Origin of the sequence: Pseudomonas sp. AN-B15, from assembly GCF_019056475.1 — a bacterium.
In the GTDB taxonomy this organism is placed as follows: domain Bacteria; phylum Pseudomonadota; class Gammaproteobacteria; order Pseudomonadales; family Pseudomonadaceae; genus Aquipseudomonas; species Aquipseudomonas parakoreensis.
This window is the reverse complement of record NZ_CP049737.1, coordinates 426,640-443,471: the sequence shown is the minus strand read 5'-3', so window position 1 is coordinate 443,471 and position 16,832 is coordinate 426,640. Positions and strand designations below refer to the sequence as shown.

Here is a 16,832-nt window from a genome sequence, read left to right as displayed (position 1 = left end):
GTCCGTTTGCACAAGGTTTTTTGCGGGGATTTGTTGTTGCAGGGAGGGTTTTAAAAGCAAAAGATCGCAGCCTCCGGCAGCTCCTACAGGTGTGCGCCTAACCCTGCAGGAGCTGCCGAAGGCTGCGATCTTTTAAAAAAAAGCCCCGCATTGGCGGGGCTTTTTCTTAGGCCGGCTGAGCCTGCATGCTCAGCGGTCGCAACGGCAGCAGCGGCGCGTGGGGATCGGCTTTCACCGAGGCCCGCCATGCGTCCAGCCACTCGGCGTGACCTTCGGCCCACACCTGCTCGTGCAGACGGGCCAGGGCCACCGGATCGCTCAGCAGTTGCAGGCGATCATGGTTGTTCAGCCCGGCCGGACCGACCTTGATCGCGTGACGCACACGCTCCTGACGCAGCCACTCGATCGGCTCGGCCTGACCGTGACGGGAGGTCGCCAGCGAACACGCCAGGGCGTTCTGCTGTGGATCGACCACCGCACGAATAAAGCCGTCGTTCAGCGCGTGCCAACGGTTTTCATGGGTGTACTGATCGGTGGCCAGCAGCGCCTGCGGCGGATTGTATTCCTCCGGGATGAGGAACAGGCTCTCGTCACGGGACTTGAGGCCCAGACCGACACGACTGGAAATCACCGACACCGGGATCGACAGCATCAGCGAACCGACGATCGGCACCAGCCACCACAGGAAGCTCGGGTTCAGCCAGATCACCAGCAGCGCCCAGCAGAAACCCAGCAAGGTCTGCGGACCGTGGCGCTTGACCGCCTCGCTCCATGGCGTGGAGTCGTCGTCACGCTGCGGCGAGTTCCAGGTCGCGGCCCAGCCGAGGAACGCGGCCAGGACGAAACGGGTGTGGAAAATCATCCGCACCGGCGCCAGCAGCATGGAGAACAGCATTTCCAGCAGCATCGACAGGGTCACCTTGAACTTGCCACCGAACTCTTTCGCGCCCTTGGCCCAGATCAGGATGATGCTCAGCAGTTTCGGCAGGAACAGCAGCACAATGGTCGTCGAGAACAGCGCGATCGCCTTGTCCGGGTGCCATTGCGGCCACAGCGGATAAAGCTGACGCGGTTCCAGGAAGTACTGTGGCTCCATCAGCGTGTTCACCGCCAGCAGCGCGGTCGACAGCACCAGGAAGAAGAACCACAACGGTGCCGACAGGTACGACATCACGCCAGTCAGGAACACCGCACGGTGCACCGGGTGCATGCCCTTGACCAGGAACAGGCGGAAGTTCATCAGGTTGCCGTGGCACCAGCGACGGTCACGCTTGAGTTCGTCGAGCAGGTTCGGCGGCAGTTCTTCGTAGCTGCCCGGCAGATCGTAGGCAATCCACACGCCCCAACCGGCACGACGCATCAGCGCGGCTTCAACGAAGTCGTGGGACAGAATCGCCCCGGAAAACGCACCTTTGCCCGGCAACGGCGCCAGGGCGCAGTGGTCGATGAACGGCTTCATGCGAATGATCGCGTTGTGACCCCAGTAGTGGGATTCACCCAACTGCCAGAAGTGCAGACCGGCGGTAAACAGCGGACCGTAGACGCGGGTGGCGAACTGCTGCATGCGCGCATACAGCGTGTCCATGCCCGACGCACGTGGCGCGGTCTGGATGATCCCGGCGTCCGGCGTGGCTTCCATCAGGCGCACCAGACTGGTCAGGCACTCGCCGCTCATCACCGAGTCGGCGTCGAGCACGACCATGTACTTGTAGTCACCGCCCCAGCGACGGCAGAAGTCGTCGAGGTTGCCGCTCTTGCGTTTCACACGACGGCGACGGCGGCGATAGAAGATCTTGCCGAAGCCCTTGGCTTCGCGGCAGACGTCCAGCCACGCCTGTTGCTCGGCGACGCAGATATCGGTGTCGTTACTGTCGCTGAGGACGAAGAAGTCGAAACGATCCAGATCACCGGTGGCCGCGACCGATTCGAAGGTGGCGCGCAGACCGGCGAATACCCGGGGCACGTCTTCGTTGCAGATCGGCATCACCAGCGCAGTACGAGCGTCTTTCGGAATCGGCTCGTTGCCGGCGCTTTTGCCGGAGATACGGTATTTGTCGTGACCGGTGAGCAACTCGAGGAAGCCCATCAGCGCCGTCCAGAAGCCGGCCGACACCCAGCAGAACAGAATCCCGAACAGAATCAGGATGCTGGTTTGCAGCGCATACGGCAGCACTTGCGTGGCGGTTTGCAGCAGCGGCTGGTGCAGGACCTCTTCAAGATCGACGAACGACCAGCCCTGGTACGGCATGATGCCTTTCATGTACCAGCCGGCGACGATGGTCTGGCCGAGCATCAGCAGCAACAGAATGTAGCGACGGATCGAACCGACGGTGCGCCAGCGCGCGGCCGGCAACACATTCGCATCTTTTGGCGGCTGCGGCGGGTTGGTGCGACCGGTCAGACGGCGCCAGCCACGCACCAGAATATTGGTGCGCCAGGGTTCCGGCACGACTTTGGTCCGGTGGATGGGCGGCGTCGCCTTCATGGCGACCCGGCCGCTGGCGTCGAGCACCAGCATCTCCGCCTCTTCCAGTTCCTCTGCGGTGCTCAGGGTCAGGCGCTTGCCCACCGAAGCCTGGGCGGCTTCGGCAGGGGCGTCGAACGTTGGCGACGACAGGCGCTGGTGCAGTTCGCTGAAAGACTGGCAGCCCGCGAGTTCCGCGCGCTGCTCGTCGGTCATCGGCAGATGCGCCAGATACTCCGACAGAGTTTCTGGCTGTACTTGAGAGTTACTCATCGGCAGGCAACTGATAGCTCCAGGTCTCGGTCAGGACTTCTTCAGTCGGCGCCGATTCCGGTGTGGCTGGGGCCGCGTTCGCAGCCGCTGGCTGCTTGGCGTCTTTGTTGGCCTTGTCCTTGGCATCTGCGGCGGGCTTGGCGTCGGCCTGTTTGGCTTCAGCGGCCTTGGCTTCCTTGTCTTCCTTCTCTTGTTGCTTGGCGGCGATCTTGTCAGCCTTGGCCACCGACGAATTCGACGCCGGTACCGAAGATTTGGCCAGATCAGCGGTGACCACTGGCTGGACCAGGGCAGCACGCATCTCCGTGGACTTGCTCGCGTCCTTGATCTTCATCCGCAGGGTCAGGCGCCAGCCCTTGGTTTCCGGGTTGTAACGCACGCTGTTCTCGACCAGTTCGGCGTTATCGCCAACGCTGACCTGACTGCGTACGTCGGCATCCGGCGCCAGGGCTGCCAGCGATGGACCTTCGAAGTCGACCAGGTAAGCAACGCTTCCATCCGGCTGACGAATCAGGTTCGACTGCTTGACGTCACCGGTCGAACGCAGGGTCTGCTTGACCCAGGCACTGTCCGGGGCGTGAATCGCCGCTTCGTCCATGGTCCAGTGCAGGCGGTAGGCGAAGTCCAGCGGCTTGCCCGGCTCCGGCATGGTTTCCGGGCTCCAGAACGCAACGATGTTGTCGTTGGTTTCGTCAGCGGTCGGAATCTCTACCAGATCAACGGTGCCCTTGCCCCACTCGCCCTTCGGCTCGATCCACGCACTTGGACGCTTGTCGTAGCGGTCGTCGAGGTCTTCGTAGTGGCTGAAGTCGCGGCCACGCTGCAGCAGACCAAAACCACGCGGGTTCTCGACGCTGAAGTTGCTCACGGCCAGGTGTTTCGGGTTGTTCAGCGGACGCCAGATCCACTCGCCGTTGCCGGCATGGATCGACAGACCGCTGGAGTCGTGCAGTTCACGACGGTAGTTGAGGACTTTCGACGGCTGGTTGGCGCCGAACAGGAACATGCTGGTCAACGGCGCGATGCCCAGTTTGCCGACCTTGTCACGCAGGAACATCTGCGCCTTGACGTCGACAATGGTGTCGCTGCCCGGACGCAGGATCAGCCGATAGGCACCGGTGGCGCGCGGCGAATCGAGCAGGGCGAAGATCACCAGGTGCTTGTCGCCCGGCTTCGGCTGCTGAATCCAGAATTCGCGGAAACGCGGAAACTCTTCGCCCGACGGCAGCGCGGTGTCGATCGCCAGACCACGGGCCGACAGACCGTAGGTGTGACCCTTGCCGACGACGCGGAAGTAACTCGCGCCAAGCATGGTCATGATTTCGTCTTGCTTGTCGGCCTTGTTGATCGGGTACAGCACGCGGAAACCGGCGTAGCCCAGCTGCTCGGTGGCCTTCGGATCGAACTTGAGGTCGCCGAAATCGAAGCGGGTCGGATCGTATTTGATCTCTTCGACGGTGTTCGCCGTGATTTCGTTGATTTTCACTGGCGTATCGAAGTGCATGCCCTGGTGATAGAAGGACAGCTTGAACGGGGTCTTCTGATCGGCCCACTCAGCCTTTTCGGTGAGGAAGCGGATTTTCTGATAGTCCGCGAATTTCATGTCGCGGAATTCGTTCGGCAGGTTGCTGCGCGGGGCTTCGAATTTCTGCCCGGCGAGCTCTTTAGCCTTGGCTGATACATCGTCAAGATTGAACGCCCAAAGCTGGCCGGCGCTGAGCAGGCACAGGAGCGCCGAACCCGCTACCAGGGCACTTCGCATGCGTTTGGCAGACATTTTTGCTGCATTACAGGGACTAACAATCACGAGCAACCCTCGCCGAAAACAGATCAAAAAACCAACGGCCAGCAAGCCGTCTGTGTGGCCATTTTCGTCAGCTTATTTCGGTTCCAGAGAGCCAGATACTGCGTTGCCGCTCCTCGCCATAGCGGGCTATGACTCGTCGCGGCGCCTTGTCTCTGGCTCCCTGGCCCTCGAAATAATGCTGACAAAAATGGCCGTACAGACCGCTCATGCCAGGTTGGCGAGCATTGTTCCGACTCCGCTGGGGCAAAATGATTCCCCAATCGGATCCAGACAAGTCTCTACCTAAGTCAAAAATGGACCAGCGAACGCTGATCCCCATAGCGCGCGATTATCTAGTAGCCCGCGTGACAACGCATCAGGGGTAACAAAGTATTTATCGCGAAAAACGCCTGTTTTCAGTCGAAAAGCCCTTGAAAAGATGTTTCAAGCGCTTTCATGTCTGTAACAGGAAGGTGACCGGGCCATCGTTGACCAGGTGCACCTGCATATCCGCGCCGAATCTACCTGATGCCACAGTGCCATGCATCTGTTTCGCTTTGCTGAATAGATAGTCGAACAATTCCTCGCCCAATGCCGGAGGGGCCGCGGTCGAGAAACTCGGACGCAACCCGCTCTTGGTGTCGGCAGCCAGGGTGAACTGAGAGACCAGCAGCAACCCGCCGCCCACATCCGCCAGGGACAGATTCATCTTGCCCTCGGCGTCACTGAATACCCGATAGTTAAGCAGCTTATGCAGAAGTTTGTCGGCACTGGCACGGGTGTCGTCGGGTTCGACCGCCACCAGCACCAGCAAACCCTGATCCACCGCGCCGACTATTTCTCCCGCGACTTCGACCCGCGCACCGCGCACGCGCTGTAGCAGCCCCTTCATGCTTCTTCTGGCGGCAGATCGAGCAGGCGGCGGGCCATGTTGCTCGCGGCACGCACCAGCGCGTCGGTAATACCTGGCTCGGAGGCAGCGTGGCCAGCATCGCGAATCACCTGCAGCTCGCTGTTCGGCCAGGCCTGATGCAATTCCCAGGCGTTGTCCAGCGGGCAGATCACGTCGTAGCGACCGTGAATGATCACCCCCGGCAGATGAGCGATCTTGCCCATGTCGCGGATCAACTGGTTCGGTTCAAGGAACGCATTGTTGGTGAAGTAGTGGCATTCGATCCGCGCGATCGACAGGGCGCGCTGCGGCTCGGAGAAACGGTCGACCACCAGCGGGTTCGGCCGCAGGGTCGCGGTGCGCCCTTCCCACGTCGACCAGGCCTTGGCCGCGTGCATCTGGGCAATCTGATCGTTACCGACCAGGCGCTTGTGGAAAGCGCTGAGCAGATCGTCGCGCTCGTCCAGCGGGATCGGCGCGATGTAGTCCTGCCAGTAATCAGGAAACAGACGGCTGGCACCGGCCTGATAGAACCACTCGATTTCCTGCGGACGGCAGAGAAAGATCCCACGCAGGATCAGACCGTGAACACGCTCCGGATGGGTTTGCGCGTAGGCCAGCGCCAGGGTCGAGCCCCACGAACCGCCAAACAGCACCCACTTGTCGATGCCCAAGTGCTTGCGGATACGTTCGAGGTCGGCGACCAGATCCCAGGTGGTGTTGTTTTCCAGGCTGGCGTGGGGGGTGGAGCGTCCGCAGCCGCGCTGGTCGAAGGTGACGATGCGATACAGGTTCGGGTCGAAATAGCGACGGCTCTGCGCGTCGCAACCGGCGCCGGGACCACCGTGGATGAACACCACCGGCAAGCCTTCCGGCGAACCGCTTTCGTCGACGTACAGCGTGTGGGTGTCATCGACAGCCAGATCGTGCCGGGCATGGGGTTTGATCTGCGGAAACAATGTCTGCATTGCGTGCTCCGTAAGGGGTCGAGGTCATCCCTGGGGGGACTTCTATTATTCTGCCGTCCGGCATCATAAACCCGATTTACATCAATGAGCATGCCCGCACGCAGTCACAATTTGTCAGCCATGAACCTCAACAGGTGTTCGTAGAGCCGGTCGACCTCGGCGACCTGACCTCGCGCACGCAAACAACCGTGCACCAGCCCTTCGCCGTAATAAAGCGAAGCGTCTGTGCCGGCGCTGGCCAGTCGTTCAGCGTAGCGCACGCCGTCGTCGCGCAGCGGATCGAATTGCGCCACGGCGATCCAGGCTGGCGGCAATCCACTGAAATCGTCAGCGAGCAGCGGCATGGCATAAGCATCCGGCCGAGGGCTGCCGCGCAGGTATAACGCGTGATAGCTGTGCACATCATGGCTGCCGAGCAACGGTGCATCGGCGCATTCGCTGCGTGACGGCAACCGGTCGTCACCGCCAAGGCTGGGATAGATCAGCACTTGAGCCGCCGGCATCGCCTCGTCGGCATCGCGCAACGCCAGGCACAACGCGGCGGCGAGATTGCCACCGGCGCTGTCGCCGGCTACCAGCAGTTTCTGCGGGTCAAACCAGAACGGCCCGCTGCGCAACGCGCGCCAGACACTCAGGCAATCTTCGAACCCCGCCGGGTATGGATGTTCTGGCGCCAGCCGATAATCCACCGCCACCACCATCGCCCCCAGCGCCATGGCCAGTTCGAAACAGATGAAGTCGTGCGAGTCGAGCCCACCGACGACCCAACCACCGCCATGCAAGTACAACACGCAAGGCCAGCCGCTGGCCGGTGGCTTGAGCGGCGGCCGGTAGGAACGCACCGGTACGCCGCTCAACTGGAAGTCGACGACCTCCAGCCCTGCGGGCCGTTCAGGGGTGAAGGCCCGACACATGGCGTCATAGGCCTGGCGCAGTCCTGCGAGACTGCTGTCATCACTGACGAAACTTTCGGTTCGGGTAACGAAGGCCGCCATGGCCGGCGTCAGCGGATAATGGCTCATCAGTTTTTCAGACTGGCCTGAACGGCCCCCACGCCATCCTTGCCATCGAAGCTGCTGACCCCGGCCAGCCAGCGCTGCAGATCCTCGGGGTGTTCACGCAGCCAGTTCTTTGCCACGTCCTGCGGCGTCTTGCGCGCCATGATCGGTACCATCAGCTGGCTTTCCTGGGCGGCAGTGAACGTCAGGTTTTGCAGCAGGCGATGGACGTTCGGGCAGCGTTCGGCGTAATCCGGCGCGGTCACGGTGGACACGGTGGCGGCGCCTTCGTTGGGGCCGTAGACGTCTTCGCTGCCGGTCAGGTAGGTGATCTTCATGTTGATATTCATCGGGTGCGGGGTCCAGCCGACGAACACCACAAACTCCTTGCGATTCACCGCGCGTTGTACAGCGGCGAGCATGCCTGCCTCACCGGACTCGACGATCTTGAAATCCTTCAGACCGAAGTGGTTGGTCTCGATCATGCTCTTGATGGTGGTGTTGGCCCCACTGCCCGGCTCGATGCCGTAGATCTTGCCGCCCAACTGATCCTTGAACTTCGCGATGTCGGCGAAGGTTTTCAACCCGGCCGCCGCCACGTAATCCGGTACCGCCAGCGTCGCCTGTGCATCCGCCAGACTCGGCTTGTCCAGGACTTTGACCTGGTTGGCAGCGAGAAAGGGCGCAATGTTGTTGTCCATCGCCGGTTTCCAGTAGCCGAGGAAGATGTCCAGACGCTTGTCGCGAATGCCGGCAAAGATGATCTGCTGCACTGCGCTGGTCTGCTTGCTGTCGTAGCCGAGACCATTGAGCAACACATCGGCCATGCCGCTGGTGGCGATCACGTCGGTCCAGTTGACCACGCCCATGCGCACGGTTTTGCAGGAGGCGTCGTCATTGGCCATGACGCCAGCGCTGAACAGCGCGCTGCCGGTGAGGATTAACGCACAACGAGTGAAGAGCTTTTTCATTCGGGAGTTCTCGTGCGGCAGCAGATTATTGTCAGGTCGGTGTCTGGTGCACCGTGGCCGCAACATTACGCAGGCGACGAGAGGGAAAGATGAACGGTGGCGACTGTGTTTTGCACAGCGGCGACCCGGACGGAACACCGCCCTCTCGTGGGAGCGAACTTGCTCGCGAATGCGGTGAATCAGTCATCTCATAATCGACTGACACGATGCTTTCGCAAGCAAGCTCGCTCTCACAGGGGGTTGTGGGTCTGTGTTCAGGCTTGGTAGTGGCTCTCGCCCCAGGCAAGCAAACCCTGCAGCAACGCTTTGAGCACCAGCCGCGTCGGCTCTGCCAGATCGGCGCGGTAGCGGAACGGTTCGAACTCTTCCATGTAGGTGCTCTGGCACAGCTCCAGTTGCACGGCGTGGATGTGCTCGGCCGGGTTGCCGTAATGGCGGGTAATGTGGCCGCCCTTGAAGCGCCCGTTGAGCACGTGGGTGTAAGGGTCGTGACGGGCGCAGATGGCTTCCAGTCGCGTCGCCAGTTGTGGATCGCAACTGGCGCCGTTGAAGGTGCCGAGGTTGAAATCCGGCAGTTTGCCGTCGAACAGGTGCGGGATGACCGAGCGGATCGAGTGCGCGTCGAACAGCAGCGCATAGCCGAACTCGGCCTTCAACCGCGCCAGCTCTTGCTGCAGGGTGCGGTGGTACGGCGTCCAGATCTGTTCCAGGTACGTCGTGCGTTCTTCTTTCGACGGCTCCTTGCCTTCCTTGAACAACGGAATGCCATCGAACAGCGTTGCCGGGTACAGCCCGGTGGTGGCGCCGGCGTACAGCGGTTTGTCGTCGGACGGGCGGTTCAGGTCGATGACGAACCGCGAGTACTCGGCGGCCAACGTGCTGGCGCCCAACGCCTCGGCAAAATCGTAAAGCTGCGGAATGTGCCAGTCGGTGTCCGGCAGGCTTTTCGCGTCCGGGATCAATCCGGCCTCGACCGCCGGGGTCAGACGTACGCCAGCGTGAGGCATGCTGATCAGCAACGGCACGCGACCTTGTTTGAAGCTCAGAACCTTATCCACAACCGCTCTCCTACAGACTTGATTCAACGCCGTGACGCACGACGCGTTTGTCCAGATCGCCCCCGAGCCAATAGGCCAGGTCCGCCGGGCGGTCGATCTGCCAGGCGACAAAATCCGCAACCTTGCCGACTTCCAGCGAACCGTGGGTGTCAGCCATGCCCAGCGCTTGTGCGGCATGGATGGTCGCGCCGGCCAGGGCTTCTTCCGGAGTCATGCGGAAGCAGGTGCAGGCCATGTTCAGCATCAGGCGCAACGACAGCGCCGGCGAGGTGCCGGGGTTGAGGTCACTGGCGATAGCGATCTTGACCTTGTGCTTGCGCAGGGCGTCCATCGGCGGCAACCGGGTTTCGCGAAGGAAATAGAACGCGCCCGGCAACAGCACGGCGACGGTGTCGGCTTTGGCCATGGCGATGGCGTCGTCTTCATCCATGAACTCCAGATGATCGGCGGACAACGCCTTATAGCGCGCGGCCAGGCTGGAGCCATGCAGCGACGACAATTGTTCGGCATGCAGCTTTACCGGCAGACCAAGCTTTTGCGCGGTGATGAATACCCGCTCGACCTGCTCCGGCGAGAACGCCAGATACTCGCAGAACGCATCCACCGCATCGACCAGCCCTTCGGCGGCCAATGCCGGGAGCATCTCGGCGCAGATGTGCTCGATGTAGTCGTCAGCGCGATCCTTGTACTCCGGCGGCAAAGCGTGGGCGGCCAGACAGGTGCTGCGCACGCTGATCGGCAGTTGCGCGGCGAGCCGGCGAATGACCCGCAGGATCTTGCGTTCACTGGCCAGATCCAGACCGTAGCCGGACTTCATCTCGACCGTGGTCACGCCGTCGCGCATCAGGCTTTTCAAACGCTTGGCGGCGCTGGCGAACAGCTCGTCTTCGCTCGCTTCACGGGTGGCGCGCACAGTGCTGGCGATACCGCCGCCCTGAGCCGCGATCTCGGCGTAGCTGACGCCTTGCAGGCGTTTCTCGAATTCGCCGCTGCGGTTGCCACCGAACACCGTGTGAGTGTGGCAGTCGATCAGGCCGGGGGTGACCCACGCGCCTTGCAGGTCGTTGACCGCCGGGTATTCGCCAGAGGGCAATTGATTGCGCGGGCCGATCCACTCGATGTGCGCACCGGACGTCACGATGGCCGCATCCTCGATGATCGAGTAGACGCCCTGCGCCATGGTTGCGACGTGGCAGTGTTGCCAGAGGGTTTTCATCCCAAGTCCTCGTCTTGTTCAAAATCGTATCGCTGGCAAGCCAGCTCCCACAGGTATTTGTGAGAGCTGGCTTGCCAGCGATGAGGGCCTTACAGGCTCGGCAGCAGCCTGGCTGGAACCAGCTCGGTCAGACACCGCGAAGCCAACAACTCGGTCGCCGCATTGATGTCCGGGGCAAAGAAGCGATCCTTCTCATAAAACGGCACTTCGCGCCGCAGAATCGCCCGCGCCTGTTCCAGCTTGGCCGAGGTCTTCAGACCGTTGCGCAGGTCCAGCCCCTGCACTGCCGCCAGCCACTCCACCGCGAGAATCCCGCGGGTGTTTTCGGCCATTTCCCACAGGCGCTTGCCGGCTGCCGGGGCCATCGACACGTGGTCTTCCTGGTTGGCCGAGGTCGGCAGGCTGTCGACCGAATGCGGATGGGCCAGCGCCTTGTTCTCGCTGGCCAGTGCCGCGGCGGTCACCTGAGCGATCATGAAGCCCGAGTTGACGCCGCCATTGGCCACCAGGAACGGCGGCAGTTGCGACATGTGCTTGTCCATCATCAGCGAGATACGGCGTTCGCTCAGCGAGCCGATTTCAGCGATGGCCAGGGCCATGTTGTCGGCGGCCATGGCCACCGGTTCGGCATGGAAGTTACCGCCGGAAATCACATCGCCTTCAGCCGCGAACACCAACGGGTTGTCGGAGACGGCGTTGGCTTCGATGGCCAGCACTTCGGCGGCCTGACGGAACTGGGTCAGGCAAGCGCCCATGACTTGCGGCTGGCAGCGCAGCGAATACGGATCCTGGACCTTCTCGCAGTTCTGGTGCGAATCGGAGACTTCGCTGCGCTCGCCGAGCAGATCACGGTAAGCGGCAGCGGCGTCGATCTGGCCTTTCTGGCCACGAGCGGCGTGAATACGTGCATCGAACGGCGAGCGAGAACCGAGCACCGCTTCCACCGTCAGACCGCCGATTGCCAGCGCACCGGCAAACAGGTCTTCACCTTCAAACAGACCACGCAGGGCAAATGCGGTGGACACCTGAGTGCCGTTGAGCAGCGCCAGACCTTCTTTCGCCGCCAGGGTCAGCGGGGTCAGACCGGCGACTTTCAGCGCTTCGGTCGCTTCCATCCATTCACCCTTGTAGCGCGCCTTGCCCTCGCCGAGCAGCACCAGCGACATGTGCGCCAGCGGTGCCAGGTCACCGGAGGCGCCGACCGAACCTTTGAGCGGAATGTGCGGGTACACCTCGGCGTTGATCAGTGCGATCAGCGCGTCGATCACCACGCGGCGGATGCCGGAGAAACCACGGCTGAGGCTGTTGACCTTGAGCACCATGATCAGCCGCACCAGTTCATCGCTGATCGGCTGACCGACGCCGGCGGCGTGGGACAGCACCAGCGAACGCTGGAGGTTTTCCAGGTCTTCACTGGCGATGCGGGTCGAGGCCAGCAGGCCGAAACCGGTGTTGATGCCGTAGGCGGTACGGTTCTCGGCGAGGATCTGCTCGACACACGCAACGCTGGCCTCGATCTGCGCGGAGGCGCTGTGGTCGAGGGTCAGCTTGACCGGTTGCTGATAAACGTCACGCAGTTGGGCCAGGCTCAATTGGCCGGGAATCAGGTTCAGCGCAGTCATTTAAATGCTCCTGTTTAGGCATTGTTATTAACTACCAGTCGCTCCGGAGCATTCCGTTATCCGTCGTTTCTCGTCTTGTGGACGATCCACGCCTTGGCACGCTGGTATGGGTATTGTCAGTGCAGATTCGGTAATACGTTGTGCAGCGAATCCGGGTGCTTCAGAACGCTTGCGGCGGCAGCGATGTCCGGCGCCAGCCAGCGATCCTGATCGTAGGCCGGGACGGTTTCACGCAGCAGGCGCCACGCCCGGTCGGTGCCCGCGCCAAAGCGCTGCTCCTTGAGAAATTCAAAGGCCTGCGCCGCCAGCAGGTACTCGATGGCGAGGATCTGCGTGCAGTTTTCGAGGGCACGGTGCAGCTTCAGCGCAGCGCTGGTGCCCATGCTCAAGTGGTCTTCCTGCAGGCCCGAGGTGACGTAGTTGTCGAGCACCGCCGGTTGCGCCAGTTGGCGGTTCTCGGCACACAGCGAGGCGGCGACGTATTGCACGATCATCATCCCGGAGTTCACCCCCGGATTGGCCACCAGAAACGCCGGCAGACCGCTGACGTGCGGGTTGACCAGGCGATCGAGGCGACGCTCGGCAATCGAGCCGATTTCGGCCATGGCAATCGCCAGCAGATCCGCTGCCATCGCCACTGACTGGCCGTGCGGGTTAGCCTGCGACATCACCCGGAAGTTGTCCGGCGTGCCCAGCAGCAACGGGTTATCGGTGCAGCCATTGAGTTCGGCTTCCACCTGCCTGATCGCATGTTCCAGTTGATCGCGCGCTGCGCCGTGCACCTGCGGGATCGAGCGGATGCTCAGTGCATCCTGAGTGCGAATGCCCTTGCTGGTCGCGATCACTTCACTGCCATCGAGTAACGCACGCAGATTGCTCCCGACCTGCTGCATGCCCGGGTGCGGCTTGAGGGCGATGATCTCGGCGTCGAACGCGGCGATCTGACCGCGCTGGGCTTCGAAGCTCATGGCGCCGATCACGTCGGCCCATTGCACCAGGCGCGTCGCATCGGCAATCGCCAGGCAGCTGAGGCCAGTCATGCACGGCGTGCCGTTGACCAGGCACAAACCGTCCTTCGCGCCGAGCTGCACCGGTTGCAGGCCTTCTTCGGCCAGCGCCTGCTGCGCCGAGATGATTTGCCCGCGATAGCTGACATGGCCCACGCCCAGCAGCGCGATGCCGATGTGCGCCATGTGCGTCAGGTAACCCACCGAGCCTTGCGCCGGCACCTGCGGGGTGATGCCACGATTGAGCAGCGCCAGCAACGCTTCGACCACGCGGCGATGAATACCGGACTTACCATGGCTGTAGTTGTGAATCGCCGCGCAGATGATCGCGCGGGTCTGCTCATCGGGCAGCACCGGGCCGACACCGCAGGCGTGGCTGAGCAAAGTATTGCGCGAGAGCTGGCTGAGTTGTTCGTCTTTCAACGAGACGTTGGACAGACCACCCAGACCGGTATTGACGCCATAAGCGCGCTCGCCGCTTTCGACGATGCGCTGGACGATGCCCTGAGCGTTTTCGATGCGTGCCCAGGTTTCGCTCGACAGTTCCAATTGCGCGCCGTGACGGGCGACGGCGACCACGTCCTGCCAATGCAGGGGGTTGCCGGTGATGATGATTTTTTCAGCCTGGGACATCTTCAACCTCATCCAAACATTGATGCAGCTTTACCGGTCTCATCGCTGGCAAGCCAGCTCCCACAGAGTTCTCATTGTTCACTCGATCCCTGTGGGAGCTGGCTTGCCAGCGATGAGGCCAGTCAATGCACTGCAAAACTCAAATCAAACTACCGCCGCCCGCCGCTGCACGAACCGGTCAACATATTCATCCGCCGGCGAATGCAGGATCTCTCTCGGGGTGCCGACCTGAATCAGGCGGCCGTCCTTGAGGATCGCGATGCGGTTGCCGATGCGCACGGCCTCGTCGAGGTCGTGGGTAATGAAGACGATGGTTTTGTGCAGGGTCTTTTGCAGCTCCAGCAACTGGTCCTGCATCTCGGCGCGGATCAGCGGATCGAGCGCACTGAACGCTTCGTCCATCAGGATGATGTCGGTATCTGCCGCCAGTGCCCGGGCCAGCCCCACACGCTGGCGCATGCCGCCGGAGAGCTGATGCGGGTATTTGTTTTCGTAGCCTTTGAGGCCCACGGTGTTGATCCAGTGCAGCGCACGTTCCGCGCACAGTTGCTTGCTCTCGCCGCGCACTTTCAGGCCGTAGGCGACGTTCTCGATCACGGTCTTGTGCGGCAGCAGGCCGAAGCTCTGGAACACCATGCTGATCTTGTGCCGGCGAAATTCGCGCAGCGCTTCCATGTCGTATTGCAGGATGTCCACGCCATCGACCAGGATCGCGCCGCTGGTGGGGTCGATCAGGCGATTGAAGTGGCGCACCAGCGTCGACTTGCCCGAGCCGGACAGCCCCATGATCACGAAGATCTCGCCAGTGCCGATGCTCAGTGACAGGTCATTGACCCCGACCACGCAACCGGTTTCGTTCAGCACCTGATCCTTGGTCTTGCCCTGGCCAACCATCGCCAGTGCGTCCTTGGCGCGGTTGCCGAAAATCTTGAAGACGTTTTTGACTTCGATCTTGCTCACGGTTGCGTTGTTCATTTGCTCACCTCATGCCGTGGCCGACCGTACGCCTGAGTAATGCGGTCGATGACCACTGCGAGAATCACGATCGCCAGACCGGCTTCGAGGCCGCGTCCGACGTTGAGGGTCTGAATGCCCACCAGTACGTCTTCACCCAGACCTCGGGCGCCGATCATCGAGGCGATTACCACCATCGACAGGGCCATCATCGTGGTCTGGTTGATCCCGGCCATGATGCTCGGCAGGGCCAGCGGCAGTTGCACACCGAACAGTTGCTGCCAGCGGTTGGCACCGAAGGCGTTGATCGCTTCCATCACTTCACCGTCGACCTGGCGAATGCCCAGATCGGTCAGGCGGATCAACGGCGGCGCGGCATAGATCACCGTGGCGAAAATCGCCGGGACCTTGCCCAGGCCGAACAGCATCAGCACCGGAATCAGGTACACGAAGCTGGGCATGGTCTGCATGATGTCGAGCAGCGGCATCAGCACCGAACGCAGTCGATTGCTGCGCGCCGAGAGAATCCCCAGCGGAATGCCGATCAGCACCGAAATGATCGTCGCGACCATCATCAGCGCCAGCGTCTGCATGAGTTTGTCCCACAGGCCGACAGCGCCCACCAGGAACAGCAGACCGACGATGACGGCGGTGGTCACGACTTTACGCGTGGCGTGCCAGGCGACCACACCGACAATCGCCAGCATCAGCCACCACGGTGCGGCACGCAGCAGGCCTTCGAGGTTGACGATGGCCCACAGCAGCGTGTCCGAGATGTGGCGGAACACATCACCATAATTGGTGACCAGCGAATCGACCCAACCGTTGACCCAGTCGGCGATGGAAAAGGTAAAGCTTTCGGGAAACATAAGCGGCTCTCAATCAGAAATCTCAATCAAGCGATGACGGCATATCTCCCGGCCAGCCTCACGGTTGACCGGGAGGTATCGACCTACAGCGCCGCGTCGATTTTCTTGGCTGCGTCGTCACTGACCCACGCGTGCCAGACCTCAGGATGTTCCTTGAGGAAGATTTTCGCCAGTTTTGGCGACTCGATACGTTCCTTCGCCATGCGGCCCAGGTTCTGGTTCAGCAGATCAATCGGCAGATTGACTTTTTCCAGCACGGCCACCAGTTCCGGCGCCTGTTCGTGGAAGGTTTTCGACAGACCGACCTTGATGCTCACGCTCTTGTCGACGCCCGGTTTTTCTTCAAGTTTGACCGCGTCGATCTGGCCCATCAGCGGGGTTGGCGACCAGTAGTAGAACAGGATCGGCTCGCCACGCTTGTAGCTCGACAGCACCGCCGCATCCAGCGCCGGGCCGGTGCCCGGACGGAAGTTGGTGTAGCTGTTTTCCAGGCCGTAGCTCTTGAGCATTTCGCTGTTGTCCAGCTCACAGGTCCAGCCCGCCGGGCAGTTGTAGAAACGGCCCTTGGACGGCTCTTCGGCGTCCTTGAAAATCGTCGCGTATTTGCCCAGATCAGCAATGTTTTTCAGGTCCGGGGCTTTTGCCTCGATCTTGCGTTTGGCGTCGCCTTCAATCACGTAGCGCGGCACGTACCAGCCTTCGATAGCGCCGACGATCGGGGCGCCGACACCGACGACTTTGCCGGCCTTCTCAGCCTTGTTCCAGACTTCGCTGCGACCGACCCACTCTTCGGCGAACACTTGAATGTCGTTGCTGCTCAAGGCGTTCTCCATGGTGATGGAGTTGCCCGGCAGGCTGTCGGTCTTGCAGTCGTAACCTTTCTCCAGCACCACTTGCAGCACGTCGGTCAGCAACATGCCGCTTTCCCAGTTCAGGCCGGCGAATTTCACCGGTTTGCCGGATTCGCACCAGCCGGCCGCCTGGGTGGCGCCGGCACTGGCCAGCAGGCCCATGGACAGCAGTGTGGTGAGCAGGGTCTTGTTCGATTTCATTATTGCGACGCTCCTAATCATGAATTGGCTTACGGCAGTCAAGAGGCATCCAGCCCTGTCCACGTCCAA

13 protein-coding genes are annotated in these 16,832 nt (G+C 61.7%); all 13 read right to left on the bottom strand.

From position 1 onward, the window contains the following. Window positions 1-166 precede the first annotated feature (166 nt). Window positions 167-2,737: a glucans biosynthesis glucosyltransferase MdoH gene (mdoH, locus tag GTQ41_RS01985; protein ID WP_047290875.1), complete on the bottom strand. Its 2,571-nt coding sequence runs from the start codon at window positions 2,735-2,737 to the stop codon at window positions 167-169. Then, a complete protein-coding gene (locus GTQ41_RS01980) occupies window positions 2,730-4,514 on the bottom strand; it encodes a glucan biosynthesis protein G (RefSeq protein WP_161794907.1) in 1,785 nt (594 codons plus the stop codon). Before GTQ41_RS01980 ends, mdoH begins: the two co-directional genes overlap by 8 nt. Window positions 4,515-4,977: 463 nt before the next feature. Then, window positions 4,978-5,415, bottom strand: a complete 438-nt coding sequence (gene dtd / locus GTQ41_RS01975) for a D-aminoacyl-tRNA deacylase (RefSeq protein WP_041071491.1) — start codon at window positions 5,413-5,415, stop codon at window positions 4,978-4,980. Continuing rightward, a complete protein-coding gene (pip, locus tag GTQ41_RS01970; RefSeq protein WP_003220824.1) occupies window positions 5,412-6,383 on the bottom strand; it encodes a prolyl aminopeptidase in 972 nt (323 codons plus the stop codon). The genes dtd and pip overlap by 4 nt, the downstream gene beginning before the upstream one ends. A 104-nt stretch (window positions 6,384-6,487) precedes the next feature. Beyond that, entirely contained in the window at window positions 6,488-7,405 is a 918-nt protein-coding gene (locus GTQ41_RS01965) for an alpha/beta hydrolase (protein WP_047290874.1), read from the bottom strand. Then, a complete protein-coding gene (locus tag GTQ41_RS01960) occupies window positions 7,405-8,352 on the bottom strand; it encodes a choline ABC transporter substrate-binding protein (RefSeq protein ID WP_047290873.1) in 948 nt (315 codons plus the stop codon). Before GTQ41_RS01960 ends, GTQ41_RS01965 begins: the two co-directional genes overlap by 1 nt. 254 nt (window positions 8,353-8,606) lie before the next feature. Further along, on the bottom strand, window positions 8,607-9,410 hold the full coding sequence (gene hutG, locus GTQ41_RS01955) for an N-formylglutamate deformylase (RefSeq protein ID WP_047290872.1): 804 nt from the start codon (window positions 9,408-9,410) through the stop codon (window positions 8,607-8,609). 10 nt (window positions 9,411-9,420) lie between these two features. Then, window positions 9,421-10,626, bottom strand: a complete 1,206-nt coding sequence (gene hutI, locus GTQ41_RS01950; RefSeq protein WP_047290871.1) for an imidazolonepropionase — start codon at window positions 10,624-10,626, stop codon at window positions 9,421-9,423. An 89-nt stretch (window positions 10,627-10,715) separates the two neighbouring features. Further along, window positions 10,716-12,248: a histidine ammonia-lyase gene (gene hutH, locus GTQ41_RS01945; protein WP_041071476.1), complete on the bottom strand. Its 1,533-nt coding sequence runs from the start codon at window positions 12,246-12,248 to the stop codon at window positions 10,716-10,718. A gap of 116 nt (window positions 12,249-12,364) precedes the next feature. Next, window positions 12,365-13,888: a histidine ammonia-lyase gene (hutH, locus tag GTQ41_RS01940; RefSeq protein ID WP_047290870.1), complete on the bottom strand. Its 1,524-nt coding sequence runs from the start codon at window positions 13,886-13,888 to the stop codon at window positions 12,365-12,367. Between the two features lie 144 nt (window positions 13,889-14,032). Next, window positions 14,033-14,863 carry a glycine betaine/L-proline ABC transporter ATP-binding protein gene (locus GTQ41_RS01935; RefSeq protein ID WP_047601084.1) on the bottom strand — a complete coding sequence of 277 codons (831 nt, stop codon included), beginning with the start codon at window positions 14,861-14,863 and terminating at the stop codon, window positions 14,033-14,035. Then, window positions 14,860-15,711, bottom strand: a complete 852-nt coding sequence (locus GTQ41_RS01930; RefSeq protein WP_007949591.1) for a proline/glycine betaine ABC transporter permease — start codon at window positions 15,709-15,711, stop codon at window positions 14,860-14,862. Before GTQ41_RS01930 ends, GTQ41_RS01935 begins: the two co-directional genes overlap by 4 nt. A gap of 83 nt (window positions 15,712-15,794) precedes the next feature. After that, a complete protein-coding gene (locus GTQ41_RS01925; RefSeq protein ID WP_041071468.1) occupies window positions 15,795-16,763 on the bottom strand; it encodes an ABC transporter substrate-binding protein in 969 nt (322 codons plus the stop codon). Window positions 16,764-16,832 lie beyond the last annotated feature (69 nt).